This window comes from Fibrobacter sp. UWR3 (assembly GCF_900143055.1).
Taxonomy (GTDB): Bacteria; Fibrobacterota; Fibrobacteria; order Fibrobacterales; family Fibrobacteraceae; genus Fibrobacter.
On record NZ_FRCW01000005.1, the window covers coordinates 119,064 to 139,841 of the forward strand.

The 20,778-nt window shown below is 52.5% G+C and carries 22 protein-coding genes; 15 read left to right on the top strand and 7 right to left on the bottom strand.

Translation table 11 applies throughout. From position 1 onward, the window contains the following. The first annotated feature begins 266 nt into the window (after positions 1-266). The 7 genes from BUA44_RS08105 to BUA44_RS08135 all read left to right on the top strand — a co-directional run bounded on the left by BUA44_RS08105 (position 267) and on the right by BUA44_RS08135 (position 8,837). Positions 267-686, top strand: a complete 420-nt coding sequence (locus tag BUA44_RS08105) for a hypothetical protein (protein ID WP_072810655.1) — start codon at positions 267-269, stop codon at positions 684-686. A 6-nt stretch (positions 687-692) separates the two neighbouring features. After that, complete coding sequence (locus BUA44_RS08110; protein ID WP_072810657.1) at positions 693-2,204, top strand: M23 family metallopeptidase; 1,512 nt, start codon at positions 693-695, stop codon at positions 2,202-2,204. A 227-nt stretch (positions 2,205-2,431) separates the two neighbouring features. Further along, entirely contained in the window at positions 2,432-2,866 is a 435-nt protein-coding gene (locus BUA44_RS08115) for a hypothetical protein (protein ID WP_072810659.1), read from the top strand. Positions 2,867-3,492: 626 nt separating this feature from the next. Continuing rightward, positions 3,493-5,847, top strand: coding sequence for a glycoside hydrolase family 5 protein (locus BUA44_RS08120; protein ID WP_072810661.1), 2,355 nt, complete (start codon positions 3,493-3,495; stop codon positions 5,845-5,847). Between the two features lie 153 nt (positions 5,848-6,000). Continuing rightward, positions 6,001-7,410: a 3-isopropylmalate dehydratase large subunit gene (gene leuC / locus BUA44_RS08125; protein WP_072810663.1), complete on the top strand. Its 1,410-nt coding sequence runs from the start codon at positions 6,001-6,003 to the stop codon at positions 7,408-7,410. Positions 7,411-7,428: 18 nt separating this feature from the next. Then, a complete protein-coding gene (locus BUA44_RS08130; protein ID WP_072810665.1) occupies positions 7,429-8,031 on the top strand; it encodes a 3-isopropylmalate dehydratase small subunit in 603 nt (200 codons plus the stop codon). A 236-nt stretch (positions 8,032-8,267) separates the two neighbouring features. Then, positions 8,268-8,837: a hypothetical protein gene (locus BUA44_RS08135; protein WP_072810667.1), complete on the top strand. Its 570-nt coding sequence runs from the start codon at positions 8,268-8,270 to the stop codon at positions 8,835-8,837. A 235-nt stretch (positions 8,838-9,072) separates the two neighbouring features. Here the strand turns inward: BUA44_RS08135 and BUA44_RS08140 are convergent, their stop codons facing one another. After that, positions 9,073-9,867 (bottom strand): Rpn family recombination-promoting nuclease/putative transposase, encoded by a 795-nt coding sequence (locus BUA44_RS08140; protein ID WP_072810669.1) that lies wholly within the window; start codon positions 9,865-9,867, stop codon positions 9,073-9,075. 268 nt (positions 9,868-10,135) lie between these two features. Here BUA44_RS08140 and BUA44_RS08145 point away from each other — a divergent pair, with 268 nt between their 5' ends. The 5 genes from BUA44_RS08145 to BUA44_RS15950 all read left to right on the top strand — a co-directional run bounded on the left by BUA44_RS08145 (position 10,136) and on the right by BUA44_RS15950 (position 13,186). Then, positions 10,136-10,513, top strand: a complete 378-nt coding sequence (locus BUA44_RS08145; RefSeq protein WP_255370493.1) for a 3-isopropylmalate dehydratase small subunit — start codon at positions 10,136-10,138, stop codon at positions 10,511-10,513. Positions 10,514-11,211: 698 nt separating this feature from the next. Then, on the top strand, positions 11,212-11,334 hold the full coding sequence (locus tag BUA44_RS15335; protein WP_255370494.1) for a L,D-transpeptidase: 123 nt from the start codon (positions 11,212-11,214) through the stop codon (positions 11,332-11,334). Between the two features lie 83 nt (positions 11,335-11,417). Continuing rightward, positions 11,418-11,669: a prevent-host-death protein gene (locus tag BUA44_RS08155; RefSeq protein ID WP_072810673.1), complete on the top strand. Its 252-nt coding sequence runs from the start codon at positions 11,418-11,420 to the stop codon at positions 11,667-11,669. Positions 11,670-11,772: 103 nt separating this feature from the next. Beyond that, a complete protein-coding gene (locus tag BUA44_RS08160; protein ID WP_083579541.1) occupies positions 11,773-12,213 on the top strand; it encodes a L,D-transpeptidase family protein in 441 nt (146 codons plus the stop codon). 4 nt (positions 12,214-12,217) lie between these two features. Continuing rightward, complete coding sequence (locus BUA44_RS15950) at positions 12,218-13,186, top strand: hypothetical protein (protein ID WP_255370495.1); 969 nt, start codon at positions 12,218-12,220, stop codon at positions 13,184-13,186. Here the strand turns inward: BUA44_RS15950 and BUA44_RS08170 are convergent, their stop codons facing one another. The 3 genes from BUA44_RS08170 to BUA44_RS08180 form a co-directional block, all read right to left on the bottom strand. Further along, positions 13,187-13,819, bottom strand: coding sequence for a PH domain-containing protein (locus tag BUA44_RS08170; protein WP_072810678.1), 633 nt, complete (start codon positions 13,817-13,819; stop codon positions 13,187-13,189). 87 nt (positions 13,820-13,906) lie between these two features. Continuing rightward, positions 13,907-14,506: a superoxide dismutase gene (locus tag BUA44_RS08175; RefSeq protein WP_072810681.1), complete on the bottom strand. Its 600-nt coding sequence runs from the start codon at positions 14,504-14,506 to the stop codon at positions 13,907-13,909. A gap of 102 nt (positions 14,507-14,608) precedes the next feature. Next, on the bottom strand, positions 14,609-15,706 hold the full coding sequence (locus BUA44_RS08180; protein ID WP_072810683.1) for an exo-beta-N-acetylmuramidase NamZ family protein: 1,098 nt from the start codon (positions 15,704-15,706) through the stop codon (positions 14,609-14,611). Positions 15,707-15,881: 175 nt separating this feature from the next. Between BUA44_RS08180 and BUA44_RS08185 the strand changes: the two genes are divergently transcribed. Genes BUA44_RS08185 through BUA44_RS08195 form a run of 3 tightly spaced genes read left to right on the top strand, consistent with a single transcriptional unit; the run spans position 15,882 to position 18,365 of the window. Further along, positions 15,882-16,349: a single-stranded DNA-binding protein gene (locus BUA44_RS08185; protein WP_072810685.1), complete on the top strand. Its 468-nt coding sequence runs from the start codon at positions 15,882-15,884 to the stop codon at positions 16,347-16,349. A gap of 12 nt (positions 16,350-16,361) precedes the next feature. Further along, positions 16,362-17,333, top strand: a complete 972-nt coding sequence (locus BUA44_RS08190; RefSeq protein ID WP_072810688.1) for an NADH dehydrogenase subunit 6 — start codon at positions 16,362-16,364, stop codon at positions 17,331-17,333. 9 nt (positions 17,334-17,342) lie between these two features. Continuing rightward, positions 17,343-18,365: an aspartate-semialdehyde dehydrogenase gene (locus tag BUA44_RS08195; RefSeq protein ID WP_072810690.1), complete on the top strand. Its 1,023-nt coding sequence runs from the start codon at positions 17,343-17,345 to the stop codon at positions 18,363-18,365. Between the two features lie 97 nt (positions 18,366-18,462). Here the strand turns inward: BUA44_RS08195 and BUA44_RS08200 are convergent, their stop codons facing one another. The 3 genes from BUA44_RS08200 to BUA44_RS08210 all read right to left on the bottom strand — a co-directional run bounded on the left by BUA44_RS08200 (position 18,463) and on the right by BUA44_RS08210 (position 20,600). Then, positions 18,463-19,152, bottom strand: a complete 690-nt coding sequence (locus BUA44_RS08200) for an FISUMP domain-containing protein (protein WP_178348773.1) — start codon at positions 19,150-19,152, stop codon at positions 18,463-18,465. A 52-nt stretch (positions 19,153-19,204) separates the two neighbouring features. Further along, on the bottom strand, positions 19,205-20,323 hold the full coding sequence (locus BUA44_RS08205) for an aminopeptidase (protein WP_072810695.1): 1,119 nt from the start codon (positions 20,321-20,323) through the stop codon (positions 19,205-19,207). Positions 20,324-20,417: 94 nt separating this feature from the next. Beyond that, positions 20,418-20,600 (bottom strand): hypothetical protein, encoded by a 183-nt coding sequence (locus BUA44_RS08210; protein WP_143151913.1) that lies wholly within the window; start codon positions 20,598-20,600, stop codon positions 20,418-20,420. Positions 20,601-20,778: the final 178 nt, after the last annotated feature.

Genomic DNA, 20,778 nt, shown 5'->3' on the forward strand with positions numbered 1-20,778 from the left:
CCAAAGGGTTTGCGGCTAAAATAACACGTAAGTCGTTGACTGTCAACGACTTAGCGCAAAAAACACATGGAATGTTCCAAGTTGGAATAAACGGCAAAACGCAGAAAAATGACAGAAAAACGCAAACTTCGTGTTTTTACAAAAAGTTTACACGGAAACGGAACAAAAAGTTCCGAAAATTCACAATTCGTGCCTTTTTGAACGTGACAGAAAAGGACCAAAAAATTATTTTTGTAAAAAACAAATAAATCAATCCAGGACAAACTATGAAATTCGTATTCCTCTGCGACGCCAACTACCTCAAGGGCGACCTCGTCAACTTCGTCAACAACTTCCCGACGAACCACGAACTCGTCACCATGACCTCCGATGACCTGCTGCAGTCCAAGTCCGTCATGGAAGGCACCTTCGCCATCCTCGCCGAACGCGCCACCTGGCAGAAGAACTTCAGCCTTTTCCGCTACTTCGGCCTGCTCCCGATGCTCGAAGTGCTCCCGCTCGGCGTCGTTTCCCGCGGCCGTCGCGGCGAACCCCTCAAGGGCCGTAGCCAGAACAGGAACCAGGAAATCTACTTCAACCCCTCCGCAAGCCCCGAAGAACTCTACATGCAGGTAGACAAGTTCGTCCCCGCTCCCCCTTCCGGATTCTCTTACCCGAGGGGCCCGAGAGGAGCAGCCAAGGTCTAATCGCGCATGCAGCGTCAGGTTCTTGACTACCTGTATGCTCAAGGCGAACTGGTGTTCGCGGTTTTCCCAGGAAGCCCGGCACCCTGCGAGGCCTTAGAAAAATTCGCGCTGGCACTTAACGCTGGCGCGTCTTTTGTAGTATTCGACTTCTCGCAAAAACGCGAGGGCAATACGGGAATCCCGCTGAAGGACCTCTTCACGCGAATTCTAAACAACGACGAGCTGCAATCGCTCGAAGGCGCAAAGCAGGCGGGGCTCGTGTTCGCGGGCTTCGGCACGCTCGACATAACCGAAGAACACTTCCGCACGTTCTACCACAACCTGCAGCTCATCAAGAAGATGGTGCCGCACACGGTCGGAATCCTCCCGGGCGACGACCCCACCGCCCTCGACGAAAAGATTCTCGACATCGCCAAAATAGTGCTCGTGGGCGGCAACAGTACCGACGAGGCGGCGGCGTTTATCGAGGACTGCGCGCCACTTCGCAAGATGAACATTCTGTGGCTCCTCGAAAAAATGCCCGAAAAGAAGCGCTTCCCCAAGTGCGTAAAGGCCATCAGGAAGGGATCGAGCAAGGATATCCGCAAGAAGGTCAAGGGCGGCATCGAAGGTGCGGCCGAAGCGCTCGCCGAATGCGTGCAGTGGATCTTGAAGGAAGAAATCCTCAAGAAGAACCCGATGGAAGGGCTCTCGAGGCTGTTCCGCAACCTCTTCCCGCTGTTCCTGCTGGTGGCGCTCCTCGTGCCGTTCATCTACCCCACGAGCATCGAGACCACGCATTCCAACATGCGCGACCGCATTCCCGAAAGGAACAAGCTCTCGGTCGCCCCCTCGTTCGACTACACGTTCGACGGCAAGGAAAACCTGAGGCGCATCGCACGCTACGCCATCGGGCGATTCAACGCAGTGATTTCGGACGACAAGATGATTCGCCAGTACCTGGAAGAAACGATAAGCGAAAACGGCTACAAGGGCCAGGGCTGGGAATCTAACGCGCTCGCCGTGCCGCCGCAAGGGACGGTCATCAAGTTCTCGCGCCCCGACAACCTGGGCAAGACCGCAGCCGATTCCATAGGCGCCGCATGGAAATACTGGACCTCCATTCTCTCCGATAGCATCGCCTACATAACCGAGTTCTACAACGAGAGGGGAATCGGCGGGCGAAAGCACAACGGCATCGACCTCGCATCACGCAAGGGCGCACGCATTCTGGCCCCGTTCTCCGCGAAGGCATACACCAGCAGGGACGAGCGCGGCGGCGTAGTTATCGGGCTTGTACGCGAAAAGGACGTAATGCTCTTTATGCACTGCGACCAGTTACTTTATCTTGACGGGCAAGAGGTTATGCAGGGCGACCCGATTGCGACAGTCGGCATGACCGGACACACCACCGGGCCGCACGCACACGTGGTTACAGGCGTGATTGACAGGCGCGGGAACAACCGCATCGGCAACGTTAAGTACAAAGTAATCGACCCCATCGCGTGGTACTACAAGTTCAAGCCGAACAACCCCTAAAAGGCGTTTCAGCACCCCCAAAAAGCAATTTGTGCGCACCGTCACAAATCGTTCCGAAAATCGGAGTGACACGTGTCACAACGAAACTTTTATTTTGCTGTTTTGGGGCGTTGGTAAGGAAATAATTACAAATTCACTATCGCCAACTAATCAACAATTAAATAACTTTACCCATGGTTTAGGGAAATGGGAATGTACGTGAAAAACAACACGGAGAAACATTAAAAATGAAGTATGGATATGTGGCCTCTCTCATTCTCGCAGCAGCACTGTTGGCCGGCTGCTCTGGCATCAAAACCCCTAAGGCAGATCTTGCAAGTCACGACGCACGTCACGACATCCCTGCAATCGACCAGATGATTGTCGAAATGAAGCAGGATTACATCCAGGCCTGCTACATGCCCGTCATCAAGAGGGATCCTCCCATTAACGCCTGCCAGACGGAACTTTTCCAGATGCTGGAACGCCGCTACCACATGAACTACACACAGAACCATGTCGACATGGCAAGCAACGACCTGTTCTTCAAGGACGTGAACACGAAAATCACCGAACTCTTGAGAAAGGACCGTGAAGTCGGCAATGCGGCCCGCAGGGCTTTCGGTAGCACCAACGAGATGATGGCATACTACCGCGAAGCGTATAAGTTCCAAACGAATTAGATACCGCTCGTTCGACGTTTCGGGAGTCGAGACCTCCGGTTACTCACTCGCTCTCACTGCAAAGGCCCGTTGATACGGGCCTTTTCCGTTCACATGAAGACCGCTCGCGCTACACCCGGGGTTTAAATTTCTCCGGTATGCACTCACTCCCACCTAAAGGTGGCCATGTACACTAAGCGCTTCCCCAAAGAGGATAACTCTACTAAGGTGCTAAAGCACCAAGTATCGTATAAAAGCGCAAGTGTCCAAAGGTCGCAACCGCTCCTGTTTAAGAACAGGGGCTTTGTTGCTCACGGTAGACCGAGCACTCACCCCACTGCAAGCCGCTCGCGGTTTAAGCACGCGCAAAAATGCGTTTTTAGGGGAAATTGGGGGTTAAAACGCAGGTTTCAATACCCCAGACGATGAGCGCGCGGGCGTATCGTGAGACGTAGGTGGCTCGTATTGACGAGCCATCGGAGGCGAGAGCGCGTGAAAAAACGCAGGTTTAAATACCCCAGACGATGAACGTGCGGTATTATGTGTGAGCCGCGACACATTGGTAACAGCAGTAAACGTTTTATCCCCTTAAAAATCACCTTTCGCACGGTTCTGAATCTATTTTTCTGAATGTAAGTGAGGTATCAATGAATATTCGCAAATTTTCACTCCCCGCGGCAATCCTTTCTGCAGCACTGCTCCCGATGAGCGCGCTTGTTGCCTGTTCCGACGACTCCAGCAATTCGAGCGCCGTCAACGAACCCATCGGCGATATCCCCGGCAACCCCGACATCGACGACGGCACCGTTATTCCCAGCAACCCCGATATTGGCGACGGCCAGATTATCGAAGTGCCCGAAGCCAAGGATACCACGTTCCTCGCTCCCGATGAACCCGCCCCCGAAGGCGGCTACACGGGAACGCTCACGGGCGTTTGCGAAAAAGGGCCCCTCAAGGCGGGTTCCGACGTGAAACTCACCTTCCTTGACGACGCTCTCTCCCCCACAGGCAAGAGCGTCTCCGCCAAGGTCGCAGACGATTACGGGAAATACACCTTGCAATACACCGGAATGACATCGTACGCCATGCTCGAGGCTACGGGCGCATTCCTCAACGACATCATGGGCGATGCAAGCGCATCGATTACACTCAAGTCCCTGATTCGCGCCATTGACGGCGAGACCGCCAACGTGAACGTGATGACCCACCTCGAGGCCCCGCGCATCGCCTACCTCATGAAGGAAAACGGCATGAGCTACGCCGAAGCACAGGGCAAGGCCGAAAGCGAAGTGCTGAAGGCCTTCCACATGAAGAACTTCACGGTCTCTGCACGTAACCTCTCCGTGCTCGGCGCCACCGAGGCAGACGGAAACCTACTCGCCATGTCTCTCCTGCTCCAGTCCGAGTACGCCTCCGCCGAAATGCAGACCGTTCTCGATTACGTCGCCGCCGACATCGAGAAGGACGGCTCCTGGGACGACGCCACCATCCGCGCGAAGATTGCCGACTGGGCCTACCTGCAGAAGATGGACGAACTCTCCTACTACCTCGAGAACATCTCCCCTGCCCTCCCGAGCTTCGACCAGAAATTCCGTACCTTCTGGTTCCAGGAATTCGGTCTGGGCGTTTGCGACTCCACCATCCAGGGGAAGCTTGTCGAGAACAGCAACCAGCTTAGCGCATACCACGGCAATACATTTGTATGTGCCGACACCACCTGGCGCATAGCTTCCGCATCTGCCCTCCAGAACCGCGAAGGCACCGCACTCTTTGGCGAATGCACCGACGCACTCGAAGGTACCGTCAAGGAAGCGGACGGAAAGAAGTTTATCTGCAAGAAATCCAGCTGGAAATACGCAAGCGACGCGGAACTCCTGGACATCGCCGTTACAGCGGCGAACGGAGCGTGCACAAGCGCAAACAACGGAAGCATTGTCAAGCACGAATCCGGATATGCCCTATGCCAGAATTCCACTTGGAAAAAACTGAACGCCACTCCGGTTGACTACTCCAAGGGCCGCGCCATGAACAAGAAGCTCGGTGCAGGCATCAACCTCGGTAACGCCTGGGAATCCAAGGGCCAGAAGGGCTCTAGCGCCGACTGCGGCTGGGGCAACTGCATCAAGGACGAATATTTCAAGATTATCAAGGATGCCGGTTTCCAGTCTGTACGCCTCCCGGTGCGCTGGAACTACGATGCCGAACAGAACTCACCCTACACGCTGGATAACGGGCGACTCTCTGGAGTGAAGGCCGATATCGACCTCGCTCTTGCCCAAGGCCTCGTCGTCATCGTGAACTTCCACCATTACGAAGAACTGAACAACTACGCCGTCAACTACGACAGGAACCCGAGCGGCTACGAAAACGAGAAGAAGCGCTTCCTCGGCATGTGGGAACAGGTGGCGAAGGCAATGAACGCCTATGCCGACGACCAGGTGGTTCTCGAAATCTTGAACGAACCGCACGACATGAAGAACAAGCAGGTTGACGACCTGATGATGTCCGCCTACGAGGTCATCCGCAAGAACGCCCCGGGCAAGACCATTATGTTCGAAGGCAACGGATATTCCAAGTTCGCACAGATTTCCAACGTGCAGCTCCCTGCCGACGGCAACATCATCTTCACGGGCCACTACTACGAACCGTTCTCCTTCACGCATCAGGGTCATGGTTACGACTGCGGAACGAGGCTGAAGGATAGCGACATTTCCAAGATGCCGAACCAGTTCAAGGCATACGTGGATTCCGCCCTCGTGCACTACCCCGACATTAACGGCGGGCACATCCCGATGAACATGGGTGAATTCGGTGTATCGACATGCAGCGGCAACGGCCCCACGAGCGAAGAACGTGCAAAGTGGACCGACGCTGCCATCAAGGCAGCAGAAAGCTACGACATGTCCTGGCATTACTGGGGACTCACGGGCGTGGGCGGCTTCGAAGCCTACTCGGGAAGCTGGAACAGCAACCTCCTGAACGTGTTCAAGAAGTACCTCTAGGATTTCTCCTTGGATTGACGGGGGCGGCGCAAGACAGCGCAGCCCCTTTTTTCTATATTTGTGCCCGCAATAAAACGCCAAAAACAATCCTGATGGATTCTATCGGGCCTTCGGCCCTCCAGAATGACAGCGGGAATAAAAAGAGACAAAATCATGGGAAAATCACTCTATCAGAAGATTTTTGAAAGCCACACGGTAGCTAAGCTCCCGAGCGGCCAGTGCCAGCTCTTTATCGGGCTCCACCTCTGCCACGAAGTCACGAGCCCGCAGGCTTTTGCGCAGCTCCGCGAAGAAGGCCAGAAGGTGCTATTCCCGGAACGCACTTTCGCCACGGTGGACCACATCATTCCGACCACGTTCCCGGAACGTAACCGCCCGCTCAAGGACGGCATTTCCGAAGAGATGTTCTCCCATATCGAAAACAACACCAAGAACAACGGCATCAAGTTCTTTGGCCCCGCTACCGCCGAACAGGGCGTTATCCACATCGTGGGCCCCGAAGAAGGCGTGACCCAGCCGGGCATGACCGTTGCCTGCGGCGACTCTCACACGGCAACGCACGGTGCCTTCGGCGCTATCGCATTCGGTATCGGCACGAGCCAGGTGGCAGACGTTCTCGCCACCCAGACGCTCGCCATGAGCCCGCTCAAGACTCGCCGCATCAAGTTCACCGGCAAGCTCAAGCCGGGTGTGACCGCCAAGGACGTGGCTCTTGCCTACATCGCGAAGCTCGGCGTGAACGGTGGCGTTGGCTACGCTTACGAATTTGCCGGTCCGGTCATCGAAGAAATGGGCATGGAAGGCCGTATGACGGTCTGCAACATGGCTATCGAAGGCGGCGCCCGCGTCGGTTACTGCAACCCCGACGAAAAGACTTTCGAATACCTCAAGGGCCGTCCGTACGCCCCGAAGGCCGACAAGTGGGACGAAGCCGTCGCTTACTGGAAGTCCGTGGCTACCGACGCCGACGCTCAGTTTGACGACGAAGTCGAAATCAACTGCGACAACCTCGAACCGATGGTTACCTGGGGTATCACTCCGGCCCAGGCCATTCCGCTGAACGGCAACATGCCGAAGATCGACGAATTTACCGGCAGCGAAAAGAAGGTCATCTCCGAAGCCTACGAATACATGGGCTGGGAAGAAGGTTCCAAGATGATTGGCCGCCCCATCGACATCGCCTTCGTGGGTAGCTGCACCAACGGCCGCCTCAGCGACTTGCAGGCCGCCGCCGAAATCATCAAGGGCCACAAGGTCGCCCCGACCGTCAAGATGTGGGTGGTGCCTGGCTCCATGAAGATCAAGGTGGAAGCCGAAGCTCTTGGTCTCGACAAGATTTTCAAGGAAGCCGGTGCCGAATGGCGCGAAGCGGGCTGCTCGCTCTGCCTCGCCATGAACCCGGACAAGCTCAAGGGCCGCCAGGTGAGTGCCTCCTCCAGTAACCGTAACTTCAAGGGCCGTCAGGGCAGCCCCACGGGCCGCACCATCCTCATGAGCCCCGCCATGGTGGCCGCCGCCGCCATCGAAGGCTGTGTCACCGACGTCCGCAAGTACATCAAGTAACGCAAGGAGATTTAAAAAATGAATTCTATCGACATTGTTAAAGGTTCCGGCGTTCCTGTACGCGGCAACGACATCGACACTGACCGTATCATCCCGGCACGCTTCCTCAAGTGCGTCACGTTCGAAGGCCTCGGCGACAACGCCTTTGCCGACGATATCGCAGGCCTCGCCGCTCAGGGCAAGGTTCACCCGTTCCGCGATCCGGCCTACAAGAACGGCTCCATTCTCGTCTCGAACCAGAACTTCGGTTGCGGTTCCAGCCGCGAACACGCTCCGCAGGCTCTGAAGCGCTGGGGCATCCGCGCCATCATCGCCGAAAGCTACTCCGAAATCTTCTTCGGTAACTGCGTGGCCATTGGCGTGCCTTGCTACAAGGTGAGCCACGAAGTGGCCGACAAGATTCTCGCTTGGATCGAAGCACACCCGAGCGAAGAACTCGTCACGAGCACCGAAAGCCGCACGCTCAAGATGGGTGACGAAACCATCGAGCTCACGCTCGCCGACGGCCCCCGCGGCCAGTTCCTCGACGGCTCCTGGCACGCACGCTCCGCCCTCATGGCCAACGCCGACAAGGTGCAGGAACTCGCCAGCAAGCTGCCGTATATGAACTTTCTGAAGTAATTCAGGATGTCATCCCCGCGAAGGCGGGGATCTCCCTTACAAAACGTCCAGGTTAAAAGCCTGGGCATTTTTTTGTATTACGAGCAAAAACACCCAAAGCTACAGTTCTTTTATCTAAAATTTCTGTTTTTTTCAGCGACAAAACGCTTGTGAACCTGCATAAATAAAGGTATATTCAAAAATAGGTCTTATAGGGACTCTTTATGAGCAGAGATAAAACATAAGGGGTATTTTAAATGGTAAAAAGGTTTGCGATGTATTTGCCGGTTATTTTGCTGATTTGTGGATGTGCTAAACAAGAAGATAATTTGCGTGTCCGGCAAAATAATGATGTAACAAGGTTGCCGACTCCCGAAGTTATCCCTTATGAGGATGCCGATGGCGAATGGGATTCGCTCTATGCATTGAACAGGGCCTTTTATGATGAATTGGTTTCGTGTATTTATTATGGGAAAAAACATGTGGTACGGGCGGTAAATCCTTTATCGTTAAACGACACCCTCCATATTTATGTTTCGGATGTTGGTAAATCTTTAAACGACTCTTTGGAATTGTTCTTGGGACCCAAAGAAGTACGGGATGATGCTGCATCAAGGGTGGAGAAAGAAGTTGAAGAGCCGGGAATGTTGATATTCCGCCAAATAGAAGGTTTCGATTTATATTTAGAAAAAGGAAAACCTTTTGCAGTAGATCCTTTTTGTGACGAATTTCGCTGTGAAAAGGATTTTATAGAAAAGTTGCGCTCGTGTGCCGAAAACAAGGGTATTCCCTTAAAGGCTATGAGAGGAACACCTTATTGGGATTGACGAGGGTGTTTCGAAGCTGTAAACTAAACTGTGTCACAGTCTTATAGGGACTCTTTATGAGCAGATGCTTTTAGCACGCAACCCCACCCTACACCATTTCGGCCTTGAGCTTTGCGGCCCGCTTCGCAAATCTTCTATTAAAGTTCCCACCAAGGGACGGCCATTAAGACTCTATTTGCAAAAACCAGCCCCTGCGGACCGGTTTTTGACTAAAAAATGCGTGCCAAGGCCCTGGTTAAAGAAGTCCGTGTTCCTTGAGCATTTTCTCGTACCTGTCAGCACGGGATTCCGCCTCATCGGCGCGAGATTTCTCTTCATCAGCACGGCGTTCCGCCGCATTGGCGCGTTCACGCTCCACATACACTGCATCATCGATTTCCTGTTGCCAAGTCATATAGCGTTTCCTTGTTTCGTTGTCCGACAGATACCATTGCCGCTGGCGTTCGATGTCCTTTGTTTCCTGGGATGTGGCCTTGTTGGTCGCGAAATATTCAAGATACTCCTTGATTGACTGCTCGGCAACATCCCTGTATTTATTGAATATATAAAAATTTTTGAAGCATAGGTCTCCCAATTCATGCTCAGGGTGCTCTTTTTCCAAGTTCATGAACTTGTAAACAGCCCTACCCCACCCGAAAATGTCGTCGGGGCAAATGAACATGATATACTGTTCCTTGAGGTTGCGGTAGGATTCTCCCTTGTTCAATGCTTCTGAGTCACACAGCGCCTGGTAGTAACGGGCGCGCTTCGGCAGTTCGTGGGTGTCCTCGATCTGCATCTCGATGTCAAAGGTGCGGAGGATTTCGCCCTTGGGTCCCTGCTCCTTTACAAATACATCGTAGCGGACCCCCTTGTTAAAGGGGCTGCTTTCGGTCGCTTTCTCCGGCTCCGGTTCATGCAAGTCAAAAATTTTGACACCGAGAAGAGCCTCCAGAAAGGGCTTTGCGATGTGCTTATGGCTGAACACCAGCGCGAACATGAAACGGTTCGTGATGGGCAACTGTTCAAACGGAACATGGTTCGTATTCATTTTTCACTCCTCCCACCTACATGCAAAAAAGGCGGGGCTTAGGTTGTTTTTCTTCGCTCATGTGAGCAAGACAAATATACAATCACTCGAATGTCAAAAGATGACATTTGTCGTTTTTTTCGAGAACTATTTTAATTGACACAATAATGGGCGGGTGGGTGGGGGAAGCCCGGGCGTTGCGGGCGCGGCGATTGAGCGCCCACTAGAAGGGGTGGTGAGCTACGAAGTGTGAACCAGGGGAAGGCTTTCCCCTCTCCCATAATTGAAAATGAATTCTATCTCCAGCCGCGAACACGCTCCGCAGGCCCTGAAGCGCTGGGGTATCCGCGCCATCATCGCCGAAAGCTACTCCGAAATCTTCTTCGGTAACTGCGTGGCTATCGGCGTTCCCTGCTACAAGGTGAGCCACGAAGTGGCTGACAAGATTCTCGCCTGGATCGAAGCACACCCGAGCGAAGAACTCGTCACCAGCACCGAAAGCCGCACGCTCAAGATGGGTGACGAAACCATCGAGCTCACGCTTGCCGACGGCCCCCGCGGTCAGTTCCTCGACGGCTCCTGGCACGCACGTTCCGCCCTCATGGCCAACGCCGACAAGGTGCAGGAACTCGCAAGCAAGCTGCCGTATATGCAGTTCCTTAAATAGACTAAAGACTAAAGACGAAAGACGATAGATTTTTCTCAAAGATCTTTCGTCTATCGTCTAAAGCGAAGCGTTCTTTCGTCTAAAGAAAAAAGCGTCCGGTTTAAAAGCCTGGGCGTTTTTTTTATATTCTTTTTATAATTACCCATAATTCACAAGGCATTTTTGATGACTAGCGATATAAAAAAAAGATTTTTGTTTACAGTGGCTAGCATAATCGTCTTCATTGAAACGATTATTGTCGATTTAATATACATGGGCGATAAATGGGTGGTAATTTTTCTGCTGATCAGCATCGTTCCCTTTTCTTGGCTTACGTTTGCGATTCTGAAATCAAAATCAATAAAAGACAATCCACTTATAATTACAAAGCCCTTTCGTTTTCGTGGAATAGACAAGCCTGAAGAAGACTCTCTTTTTTGGAGTATTATTATATTCCAAATAGCGCTATTCTTTCATTGTATAATCAGCATCGCAAAACCCGACATTGATACCAAAATACTTTCTATAAGCGTTTTATTAAGTTGGTTTACAATTGGAGCATTTACTCTTTTATGCATAAAATCATTTCGGCGATGGAAAAAGTCAAAAAACCTGCAAGACCTACTTTTCGACTGGCCTTTTAAAAACAAATCGTTGCCGAACAAATTAGAATAAATCAAATCCAATAAAGAAAGACCTTTATCACTACATTTCAACTCATGCTCACCTCACCCATCGACAACATTCTCGTAGAAAAAGCGAAACGTCAGATGCAGTTGTGCAACGGAGAGAACGTTGTCAAGACCTACAGAATTTCTTTGGGCAAGAATGTTGGGTTTTAAGGCGGGGCCGTAGCGAGGGGGAGACTTCCCCCTACCCTTTCTCGCAAAATTTTATATATTATGCTTATACCGGTGAGGTTTATATGAATGCCATAAGACCCGTGTCAGACTTGCAAGATTGTCTCGAAGACATTTCCAAGACCGTCCACGAATCTGGACAGCCTGTGTTCTTGACTAAAGACGGCTATGGCGACATGGTTCTTATGAGCATGGAAGCGTTCGCCCATTTTCAAATTGAAAATGAAATCTACGCCAAGTTGCACGAGGCCGAACTGCAAGCACAGGAATCCACCAAAAGATATACTTCAGAAGAAATCCTAAATTTCCGACATTAACTCATTAGCCAATATCATTTCATTAATTCGATAACGACATCTACAAAAAAAAAGGTCAGTCGGGATTACTCCAAGTTTTAGGGCGGATAGGATTCAGAAACCCATGCTCACCTCACCCATCGACAATATTCTCGTAGAAAAGGCGAAACGTCAGATGCACTTGCGAAGCGGCGAGATTATCTTCAAGACGTACAGAATTTCGCTGGGCAAGAATCCTGTGGGAGCGAAGGTCAAGTCCGGCGACAACAAGACGCCCGAAGGCGACTACACCATCGTACTTCACAACCCCAAAAGCAAGTTCCATTTATCGCTCCGAATTTCGTACCCGAACGCGGAGCAAATCGAGGCTGCAAAAGTTGGCAACTACGAGACCGGCGGCGACATCATGATTCACGGCTATCCGAATAAAGTTCCCGCTTTCCTCTTTAAATTCTGGCACAGGTGGAAAGACTGGACTGCCGGATGCATCGCCGTCACAAACGACGAAATCGAAGAAATTTACGATGCGGTAAAAGACGGAACGCCGATAACCATCAAGCCTTAGAATTATGTCAAAGAAAAAGTTTATTTGGATTGCTGTGGCAACATGTGTAATTGCGCTGATATACTTTCATCAAGATATCATCCATAAATTAGACGACGCTGATGTTTTTCGCATTGATGATTTTCACGAATTCAACGCAGATGACAAACAAAACCTAAAAGACATTTTAAGCAAATACGATTTAGAGCCTATTTCAGCAGGCAACTTTTTCTCTTTACGATATGCGTTTTCCAACGATGATATGGGCGGACTCGTTCGAGAATTTACATGCAAAACAGCCGATTTTTCTAAATGCACCAAGACCATTTATGAAGATGATGGAAATAACATTCATAAAACAGTAAAAAGCACGGAACAACAAGAAGCAAAAAACATTTACAATGAATTTATCGAATTGGACATTTTTGATTTAAAGTCCATCGAAACAAAGCCCCTAGGTGTTTATTTAGAAATTTATAATATTGCCTACCTTTGTTCAAACTTATCCATCGAAGTTTCAGATGAAAAACGACTGAATCGATTTTCCATTACTCCCGGCAAGCATAATGACGAACGTTACGCCAAGATCCTCAATATTTTCCAGACACATGACTTTTTACCAGAAAATCCCAAAAAGAACACAAGCATCGACACAGACTCCAAAGCCATTGAAAAAATCCAGACGTTTTACAGTAGGCATATTTTCGGAAACGAGTTCGCAAGCGATTCTGTCATCGCGAAGTATTGCACAAAGGAACTTGCCCAAAAACTCCGCGACGATTACGACAACGAATTCAGCGATGGTGGCGGCTACGCCGTCTGGAAGTTCCGCAGCAACGCTCAGGATGGCTCAGACATCCAGGAAGTCGAGAAAATCGAACCTCTTGGCGATGGCAAATACCTTGTCCATTACAACGACATGGGCAACATAGGCTCGCACACCATCACTATCGTCCAGCAAAACGGCGAGATTTTCTTCGACAAGCTGGATTGATTACCCGCGATACCTTGATTTATACCCGTGATTTTCCTTGGGGCGCAAGTCGTTCGGGTACATCACGTCGGTGTAGATGTCCTCCTGCAGTTGCTTCACGAGCTTGTACACTTCAGCGTAATTGGCGATGCTGTCGATGGAAATGCCTGCGTTAGTCGACCTTCTTCGCCCGTTCAGCGTCGCGGGGTTCGCCTGGGCCGAGGTCGTGATGATATCGCCCACGCCAAACCACTGGTCAAAAATGCCGCGGTGCAAATCTACGTGCGAAAGTTCCGCGAAGGGTTTTGACTTGTATGTTCTTGCGAAGATTCCGCCGGAAGCATAGATGGCCTTGTCCGTGACGATATAGGCCGTATTGCGATACCGCCTGAACGAGAGCAGCGCCCCGCCCAGGTAAATCCATACGGGCATCAGGTGGAGAGCCATGAAGGGGACAATAAAGTAGGCCACTTGGTCCGACTGGTCCGAAGAAAAGGCAGTCCCGATAAAAAACATGTCGAAAAATCCCCAGACGAGCGCGAACGGGAGCATCGGATTGAAAATGCATTCAAAAACGAAGCACCTCTTGTCGGGCTTGCCGGCATAGAGAATTTTTTCATCTTTCCCGATCAAAAGTGAAAGTTCGTTGTCCATAATTTTCGCTCCTCAAAAAATCACTCTCCATTAATATAAACAAAGGTCGCCCAAATAGGCGACCTTCTATCATAAAATTTGAATTTCTTACCCGAGGCGCTTGTTGACTTCGTCCCAGTTGACGATGCTCCAGAGCGCCTTGAGGTAATCCGGACGGCGATTGCGGTAGTCGATGTAGTAGGCATGTTCCCACACGTCGAAGGTGAGGAGCGGCTTGAGCCCCTTGGTGAGCGGGTTCTGGGCGTTGCCTTCCTGCGTAATCACGAGCTTGCCGCTTGCATCGGCAGAGAGCCAGACCCAGCCGGAACCAAAGAGGCCTGCGCCCTTCGCCTGGAATTCTTCCTGGAATTTTTCGAAGGAGCCGAAATCGCGGGCGATGGCTTCCGCGATCTTGCCCGAGGGGGCGTTGCCGGCCTTCGGGGCGGCAAACTGCATAAAATACATGGAGTGGTTCAGGAACTGGCCCGCGTTGTTGAAAACGCCGCCTTCGGAGGTTTTCACGATGTCTTCGAGGGACTTGCCTTCGAAGGCGCTGCCCGGAAGCGCCGCGTTCAGGTTGTTCAGGTAGGTCTGCAGGTGCTTGCCGTAGTGGAACTCGATGGTTTCGGCGCTGAGGGCCGGGGCCAGGTCCGCCGCCGCATACGGGAGGGCGGGCATTTCAAATTTTCCGTTTTTCTGTTCTGTCATTGTGTCTCCTTTTCGCGGCTACGCCGCGGTGTGAGGTGTGAAATGTGAGATGTGTAGTGAGTAATTTTAATTTCACATTACACACTCCACATTACACATCAATTAAATGCTTGTCTCTATATAGTCTCGTCTAAAAGTGCCGTTGCCGAGCAAAATGTCGATGGGCAACTTCTTGAATTCATATTCGTAGGGCGGCAGCTTCCAGGCGAAATCGTTCGGGTACTCGTTGAAGATGTACTGCAAGAGCTTCACCGCCATATCGAAACTGCGGAACTTGTCGCGGTCGAGCACGTGAATCTGCGCGCCCCCGCAAATCTGGCCTGCGCCCTTGTGGAACGTGGGCTGGAAGTAGTTCTCGCGGAAATACACGCCGGGCAATTTCAATCCGTTCATGTACTTGCAAAGTTTGACCGCATCGATAAACGGCGCACCGAAAATCTCGAACGGGCGCGTGGTACCGCGGCCTTCGCTCACGTTGGTCGCCTCGAACAGGCACATGCCGGGGTAAACGATTGCGGTATCGAGGGTAGGCATGTTCGGGCTCGGTAAAATCCACGGGAGCCCCGTCTGGTCGTACCACATCTTTTTGTCGTAGCCTTCCATGCCCAGCACGTAGAGTTCACACTTGAGGAAGCGTTCTTCCTTAAACTGGACGGCCAATTCGCCAATGGTCTTCGCGTGGCGCGTGCGGATGCTGTGCAGGCCCACGAAACTCGTGTAGTCGAGGTCCAGCACCGGGCCTTCTTCATCGATACAGTTGATGGGATTCGGGCGGTCGACAACAATCACGGGGATTCCCGCCTTCTCGCAGGCTTTCATACAAAGGAACAGCGTCCAGATGAACGTGTAGTAGCGGGCGCCAACGTCCTGCAGGTCTACAAGCATCATGTCCACGTGGCTGAGCATCTCGGGCGTGGGTTCGCGGTGTTCGCCGTACAGGCTATAGACGGGAAAGCCCAGTTCGGGGTCGGTGTAGCCCTCCCATTCGATCATGTTGTCTTGTGTGTGGCCCTTGATGCCGTGCTGCGGGCCAAAGAGCGCCGAAAGCTTGAACAGCTTGCCGTCGTATTCCTTCAGGAGGTCGAGGGTGTAGTGCAGGTCCGGGAGTACCGAAGCCGGGTGGAGGACGGCGCCGAGGCGCTTGCCCTTGAGGTTAGCGGGGAAAGCCTTTTCAAAACGTGTAAGTGCGAGAGAAACCATTTTTTAATTCGGAATTCGGAGTTAGGAATTAGGAGTTAGTTGTTAGTTATTAACGAAAATATAAATATTTTGCCAAACATTATTCCAAAACGAAAAATTTTTTCAAAAATGGCACAAAATGACAAAATGAATTTTTTATTTTTGGGACAGAAACAAAAACAAACAGGATAGTATTATGGCATATCTGAACAAAGTGATGCTCATTGGCAATATCGGTAAGGACCCTGAAATTCGTATGGGCCAGAACGGCGGACGCAAGCGCGTCTCGTTCTCGCTCGCCACCAGCCGCCGCTACCGCGACAACAACGGTGAACAGAAGGAACAGACGGACTGGCACAACATCGTGGGCTGGGGCAAGATCGCCGACATCGTCGAGCAGCTCGGCATCCACAAGGGCATGAGCCTCTACGTGGAAGGCACCCTCACCAACCGCAGCTGGACCGACCAGAACGGCCAGAAGCGCTACGTGACCGAAGTGAACATGGACACCTTCCAGCTTCTCGGACCCCGTGGCCAGGGTGGCGCTCCCGGTGCCGCACCCGCAAGTTCGTACAACCAGCAGAACAGCTACTCCCCCGCCCAGAACTCGGCTCCCGCGTACGACGCCCCGATGGATGGCGACGGCGACGACCTGCCGTTCTAGTAGCGCAGTCCTATGAACCAGGACGTAGCCAATATTGCATTGATGTTCGTGCTCCCGCTCGGAGTGACGTTTATTACCATACTCCAGTCAGCGGCTGCCGAACGCAATACGCACAAGATTATAGGGGCAATCCTCTCGCTGTTCATCGTCGTGATGGACTGCCTGTTCTATTTCTCGAAGAATTCCTTCATCAGCTACAATGCCGATGGAGGGCTTCTCCTTGCATTCGCAAGCCTCATGCTCTTCGGCGTGCTCTACACGGTACGCAGCGAAGATATGCCCGCGAAATTCGCGAACGGGCTCTTTACCGCATTCATGCTCGCCGCATTTGTCGGCATCGCTTACTGGGAACGCCCGACGCTCCTGGTCACTTCGGAATATACGCCGGCAGAACTCGCCGCGCAGAACGCGAAGTACCAGGACTACATCGCATCGTTCCAGAACGGTGAAGGCGGCAAGTGGCAAGAGGCCCCGAAGGCACCTGCCGCAAGGAACGGTGGAGCCAACGCCCAAGCGAACTCTCCGGCGCAAAAAACGCAGATGTCCGAGGCTTCGCTCTCCAGGCTCGAGAAGTACATCACTGAATGTACGAAGGTCATTGACCGCATGAACGCCATCATGGCGAGCATCGAGAACTTCGGCACGCTCCCTGCAAACGTGAGCGAATCCGAACGCGAAAAGAAGAGCCAGCAGGCGCTCGCCATCAACAACAACGCGACCGCGCTCAACAAGAAGACTCTCGGGCTTTTCCACCCGCACGAATCAAGCGAGGCGCATTCCGAAATTATACAGGCGAGCGAAAGCGTTCGCCTTGCCGCCTATTCGCTGTACACCTACGCCCTGCAAGAAAACGCAGAAGAGCAGGCGAACCAGTACAGGCAATGCCGCAACCAGATTGCGCAGGCCAGGGCTTCCCTGGAGCGTTTCTGGATCGACATACAGAACTTAAAATCAAACAACCAACCTCAACAAGAAGATAACTAAAGGTTAATTATGATTCGCAACGTTGCCATCATGGGCGCAACCGGCGCCGTGGGCCAAGAAATCCTCTCCATCCTCGAGGAACGCAACTTCCCGCTGCAGAGCCTCAAGCTCCTCGCCTCCGAGCGCAGCGCGGGCAAGGAATTCAAGTTCAAGGGCGAAACCCTCAAGTGCGAAGTCCTGAACAAGGATTCCTTCAAGGGTATTGACCTGGTGCTCAGCTCCGCCGGTGCCGCGATTTCCCAGGAATTCGCCCCCATCGCCGTCGAGAACGGCGCCGTGGTGGTGGACAACACCAGCTTCTTCCGCATGGACCCGAAGGTCCCGCTGGTCGTGCCCGAAGTGAACCCCGAAGACATCAAGCTCTACAAGGCCGAACTCGGTGGTAAGGGCATCATCGCGAACCCGAACTGCACGACCATCATGATGGTTGTGGTCTTGAACCCGATCGAGAAGATTTCTCACATCAAGAAGATTCACATTTCCTCTTACCAGAGCGCGAGCGGCGCAGGTGCCATCGCCATGGAAGAACTCAAGCAGCAGTACAAGGACATCATCGAGACGGGCACCACCACGCACATCAACAAGTTCCCGTTCCAGCTCGCGTACAACGTGATTCCGCAGATCGACAAGATGACGGAAAACGACTACACGAAGGAAGAAATGAAGATGTTCAACGAAACGCGCAAGATCATGCACTCCGACGTGCGTACGAGCGCTACCTGCGTGCGCGTGAGCTCGCTGCGTTCTCACTCCGAATCCGTGTGGTTCGAGACCGAGCGTCCGGTTTCTGTCGAAGAAATCCGCAACGCCCTCAAGAATGCCCCGGGCGTGACCCTCAAGGACGACCCGCAGAACTACGTCTACCCGATGCCGCTCGAAAGCGCCGGCAAGGACAACGTGTTCGTTGGCCGTATCCGCAAGGACCTCGCCGACGAGAACAGCAACACGCTGTGGCTCACCGGTGACCAGATCCGCAAGGGCGCTGCTCTCAACGCCGTGCAGATTGGCGAGATCTTGGCCAAGGGTGTGTAATTAAAGATGTCATCCCCGCGAAGGCGGGGACCTCCAGAATGACTATTAGAAAAGTCGCCCTACGGGGCGACTTTTTTGCATGCAATAAAGCAAGAGGCTAAGGCAATCTATAACAGCGGACATAGGCCGCACGGCCCGCGTAACCGCCCTGCATATTGCCTTTAACCTGATTATAGGCAAGTCCCACAGTAACCTCGCCCATAATGTCTTTGTCGCAAGTCATGAACTTCGCTACTTCCCCCTCACTCAGGTAGGAACCTTCATAGTAGCGGGACCCTCCGGGAAGAGCCGAAAAACCGAACTGGTCCAGACCATTCCCGTCTTCTTTCCAACCATGATCTGACTTAAGGGCAACAGCAGAACTGTCCGCACCCACTTGATCGAAGAGAATCCTGTACTGATAGCTGCTCGCCAGATAGAAATCCTTGGGACAAACGGTATTCGCGACATCAAACGTATATAGACGTCCGTACTTTTCGCAGTTTTCTTCCTTGTCGTCGTAGCAGTAGCTGCCCTCACCCGCATCGTAGTTCAAGTTTTCCGCCATCCATATCCAGTTCCCGATCTTGACCGTCTTGTAAGTCTTCCCATCGCGTTCGTCAGTGATGGTTCCATACTCACAATTGTCCTCCGTCTCTGTCCTGCAAGGCTGCAAGCGCACGGACGAACTAGACGCAACACTGCCAGAAGATTGAATGCTAGACGAACTTTCGTCCATCGTAAGATACGGGCCGGAAGAATCATCCCCGCAAGCCGCAAGAAACAGGCCCGCAACAAACAAAGGCATGATTTTTCCCAGCGGCAAGCCAGAAAAAAATGTCCTCAGGTTTTTCATAGCGCTATTTCTCCAGCTGGTCGGGATTCAAGCACTTAAGTTCATCGACCACGAACAGGCCGTCCTTGCGGATGAGCTTGTCATCGAACCAGATTTCGCCGCCGCCATATTCCGGGCGCATGATGAGCACCAGGTCCCAGTGGATGGCGGAATTGTTGCCGTTCGGGGCTTCCTCGTAGCACATGCCGGGCGTAAAGTGGATGCTGCCCGCAATCTTCTCGTCGAAGAGGATGTCGCACATCGGCGCGTTCACGAACGGGTTGAAACCGATGGCGAACTCGCCCACGTAGCGTGCGCCCTCGTCGGTATCGAGGATGGCGTTGAGTTGCGCGTTGTCGCCCGTTTCGCAGGTGGCGTCCACAATCTTCCCGTCCTTGAATTCCAGGCGGATGTTGCTGAACTGCTTGCCCTCGTAGAGCGTGGGCGTATTGTAGTGGATTACGCCGTTGATGCTGTTACGCACCGGTGCGGTATAGACTTCGCCGTCCGGGATGTTCATGTTGCCGCAGCACGGAATCGCGGGGATATCCTTGATGCTGAACGTGATATCGGTGCCGTTTGCCACGAGGCGCACCTTGTCCGTCTTGTTCATGAGGTTCACGAGATTCTGCGCGGCGCGGCCCATGCGCGGGTAGTCCGCGAGGCATGCCTGGAAGTAGAAGTCCTCGAACGCCTCGGTACTCATCTTCGCGCCCTGCGCCATGGAGGCGTTCGGCCAGCGGAGTACGCACCAGCGCGTCTTGTTCACGCGGTAGTCGAGCGTTTCCTTAGTCATCTTGCGGTACATGAGCATCTTCTCGTCGCTCACGTCGCAATTTTCCATAAAGTTGTCGGCCCCGCGGATGGCGATATAGGCCTGCATCTTCTTCATTTCGGCAAGGGCAAGTTCCGCCTCGACCTTCATCTGGGCTTCGCTTGCAGAAAGGAGCATCTGACGGCGCACGCGGCTCTTGGAGTTGCGCACGAAGGCGTTGCCCCCCACCTTCTCGACAGCCTTAATGAGCTCGGTAGAGACTTCGTCGGGCGTGTCGGTGGTTTCAATAAGGATATTCTCGCCCGCCTTGAGGGCAAGCGCGTTGTTAATCAAGTTTTCGGCAAGTTTTGTAATGCGCGGATCAGTCATTTTAAATTCTCCATTTTATTCCGCATGAGAATATAGCAAAAAGGAGAAACAAACGCAATGTCAATATTTTCTTGCGTAAAGGCCGAGCCTCAATCTATTTAAACGTATTAGAGTCCTCTGCAGCGAGCATGGCCTTCGCCTGGGCAATCATTTCTGGAGATGCGCCCAGTTTTTCGAATACACTGATAGCATTAGCTTCGCCTTTAGATTCACCACGAGCTTCTGCTGCAAGTTCCTTTCCGGCAGCCCAGCATTCGTAATCTTCTTTCGTCGTCATGTCGTGCTCCTGTGCTTCCAAAAGTTTGCAAGGAAAATATACTTATTTTTCTTTGAAAGCGGTACCGCCATCCCGTTCCTGATGGCGTGCCTGCTGTAGAGAGCCCATTCGTCCCAGTATTCGTCTTTCGCCTCGGAAATGGTCGCTCAAGTAAACTTGGCGACCGATGTTATCGCCG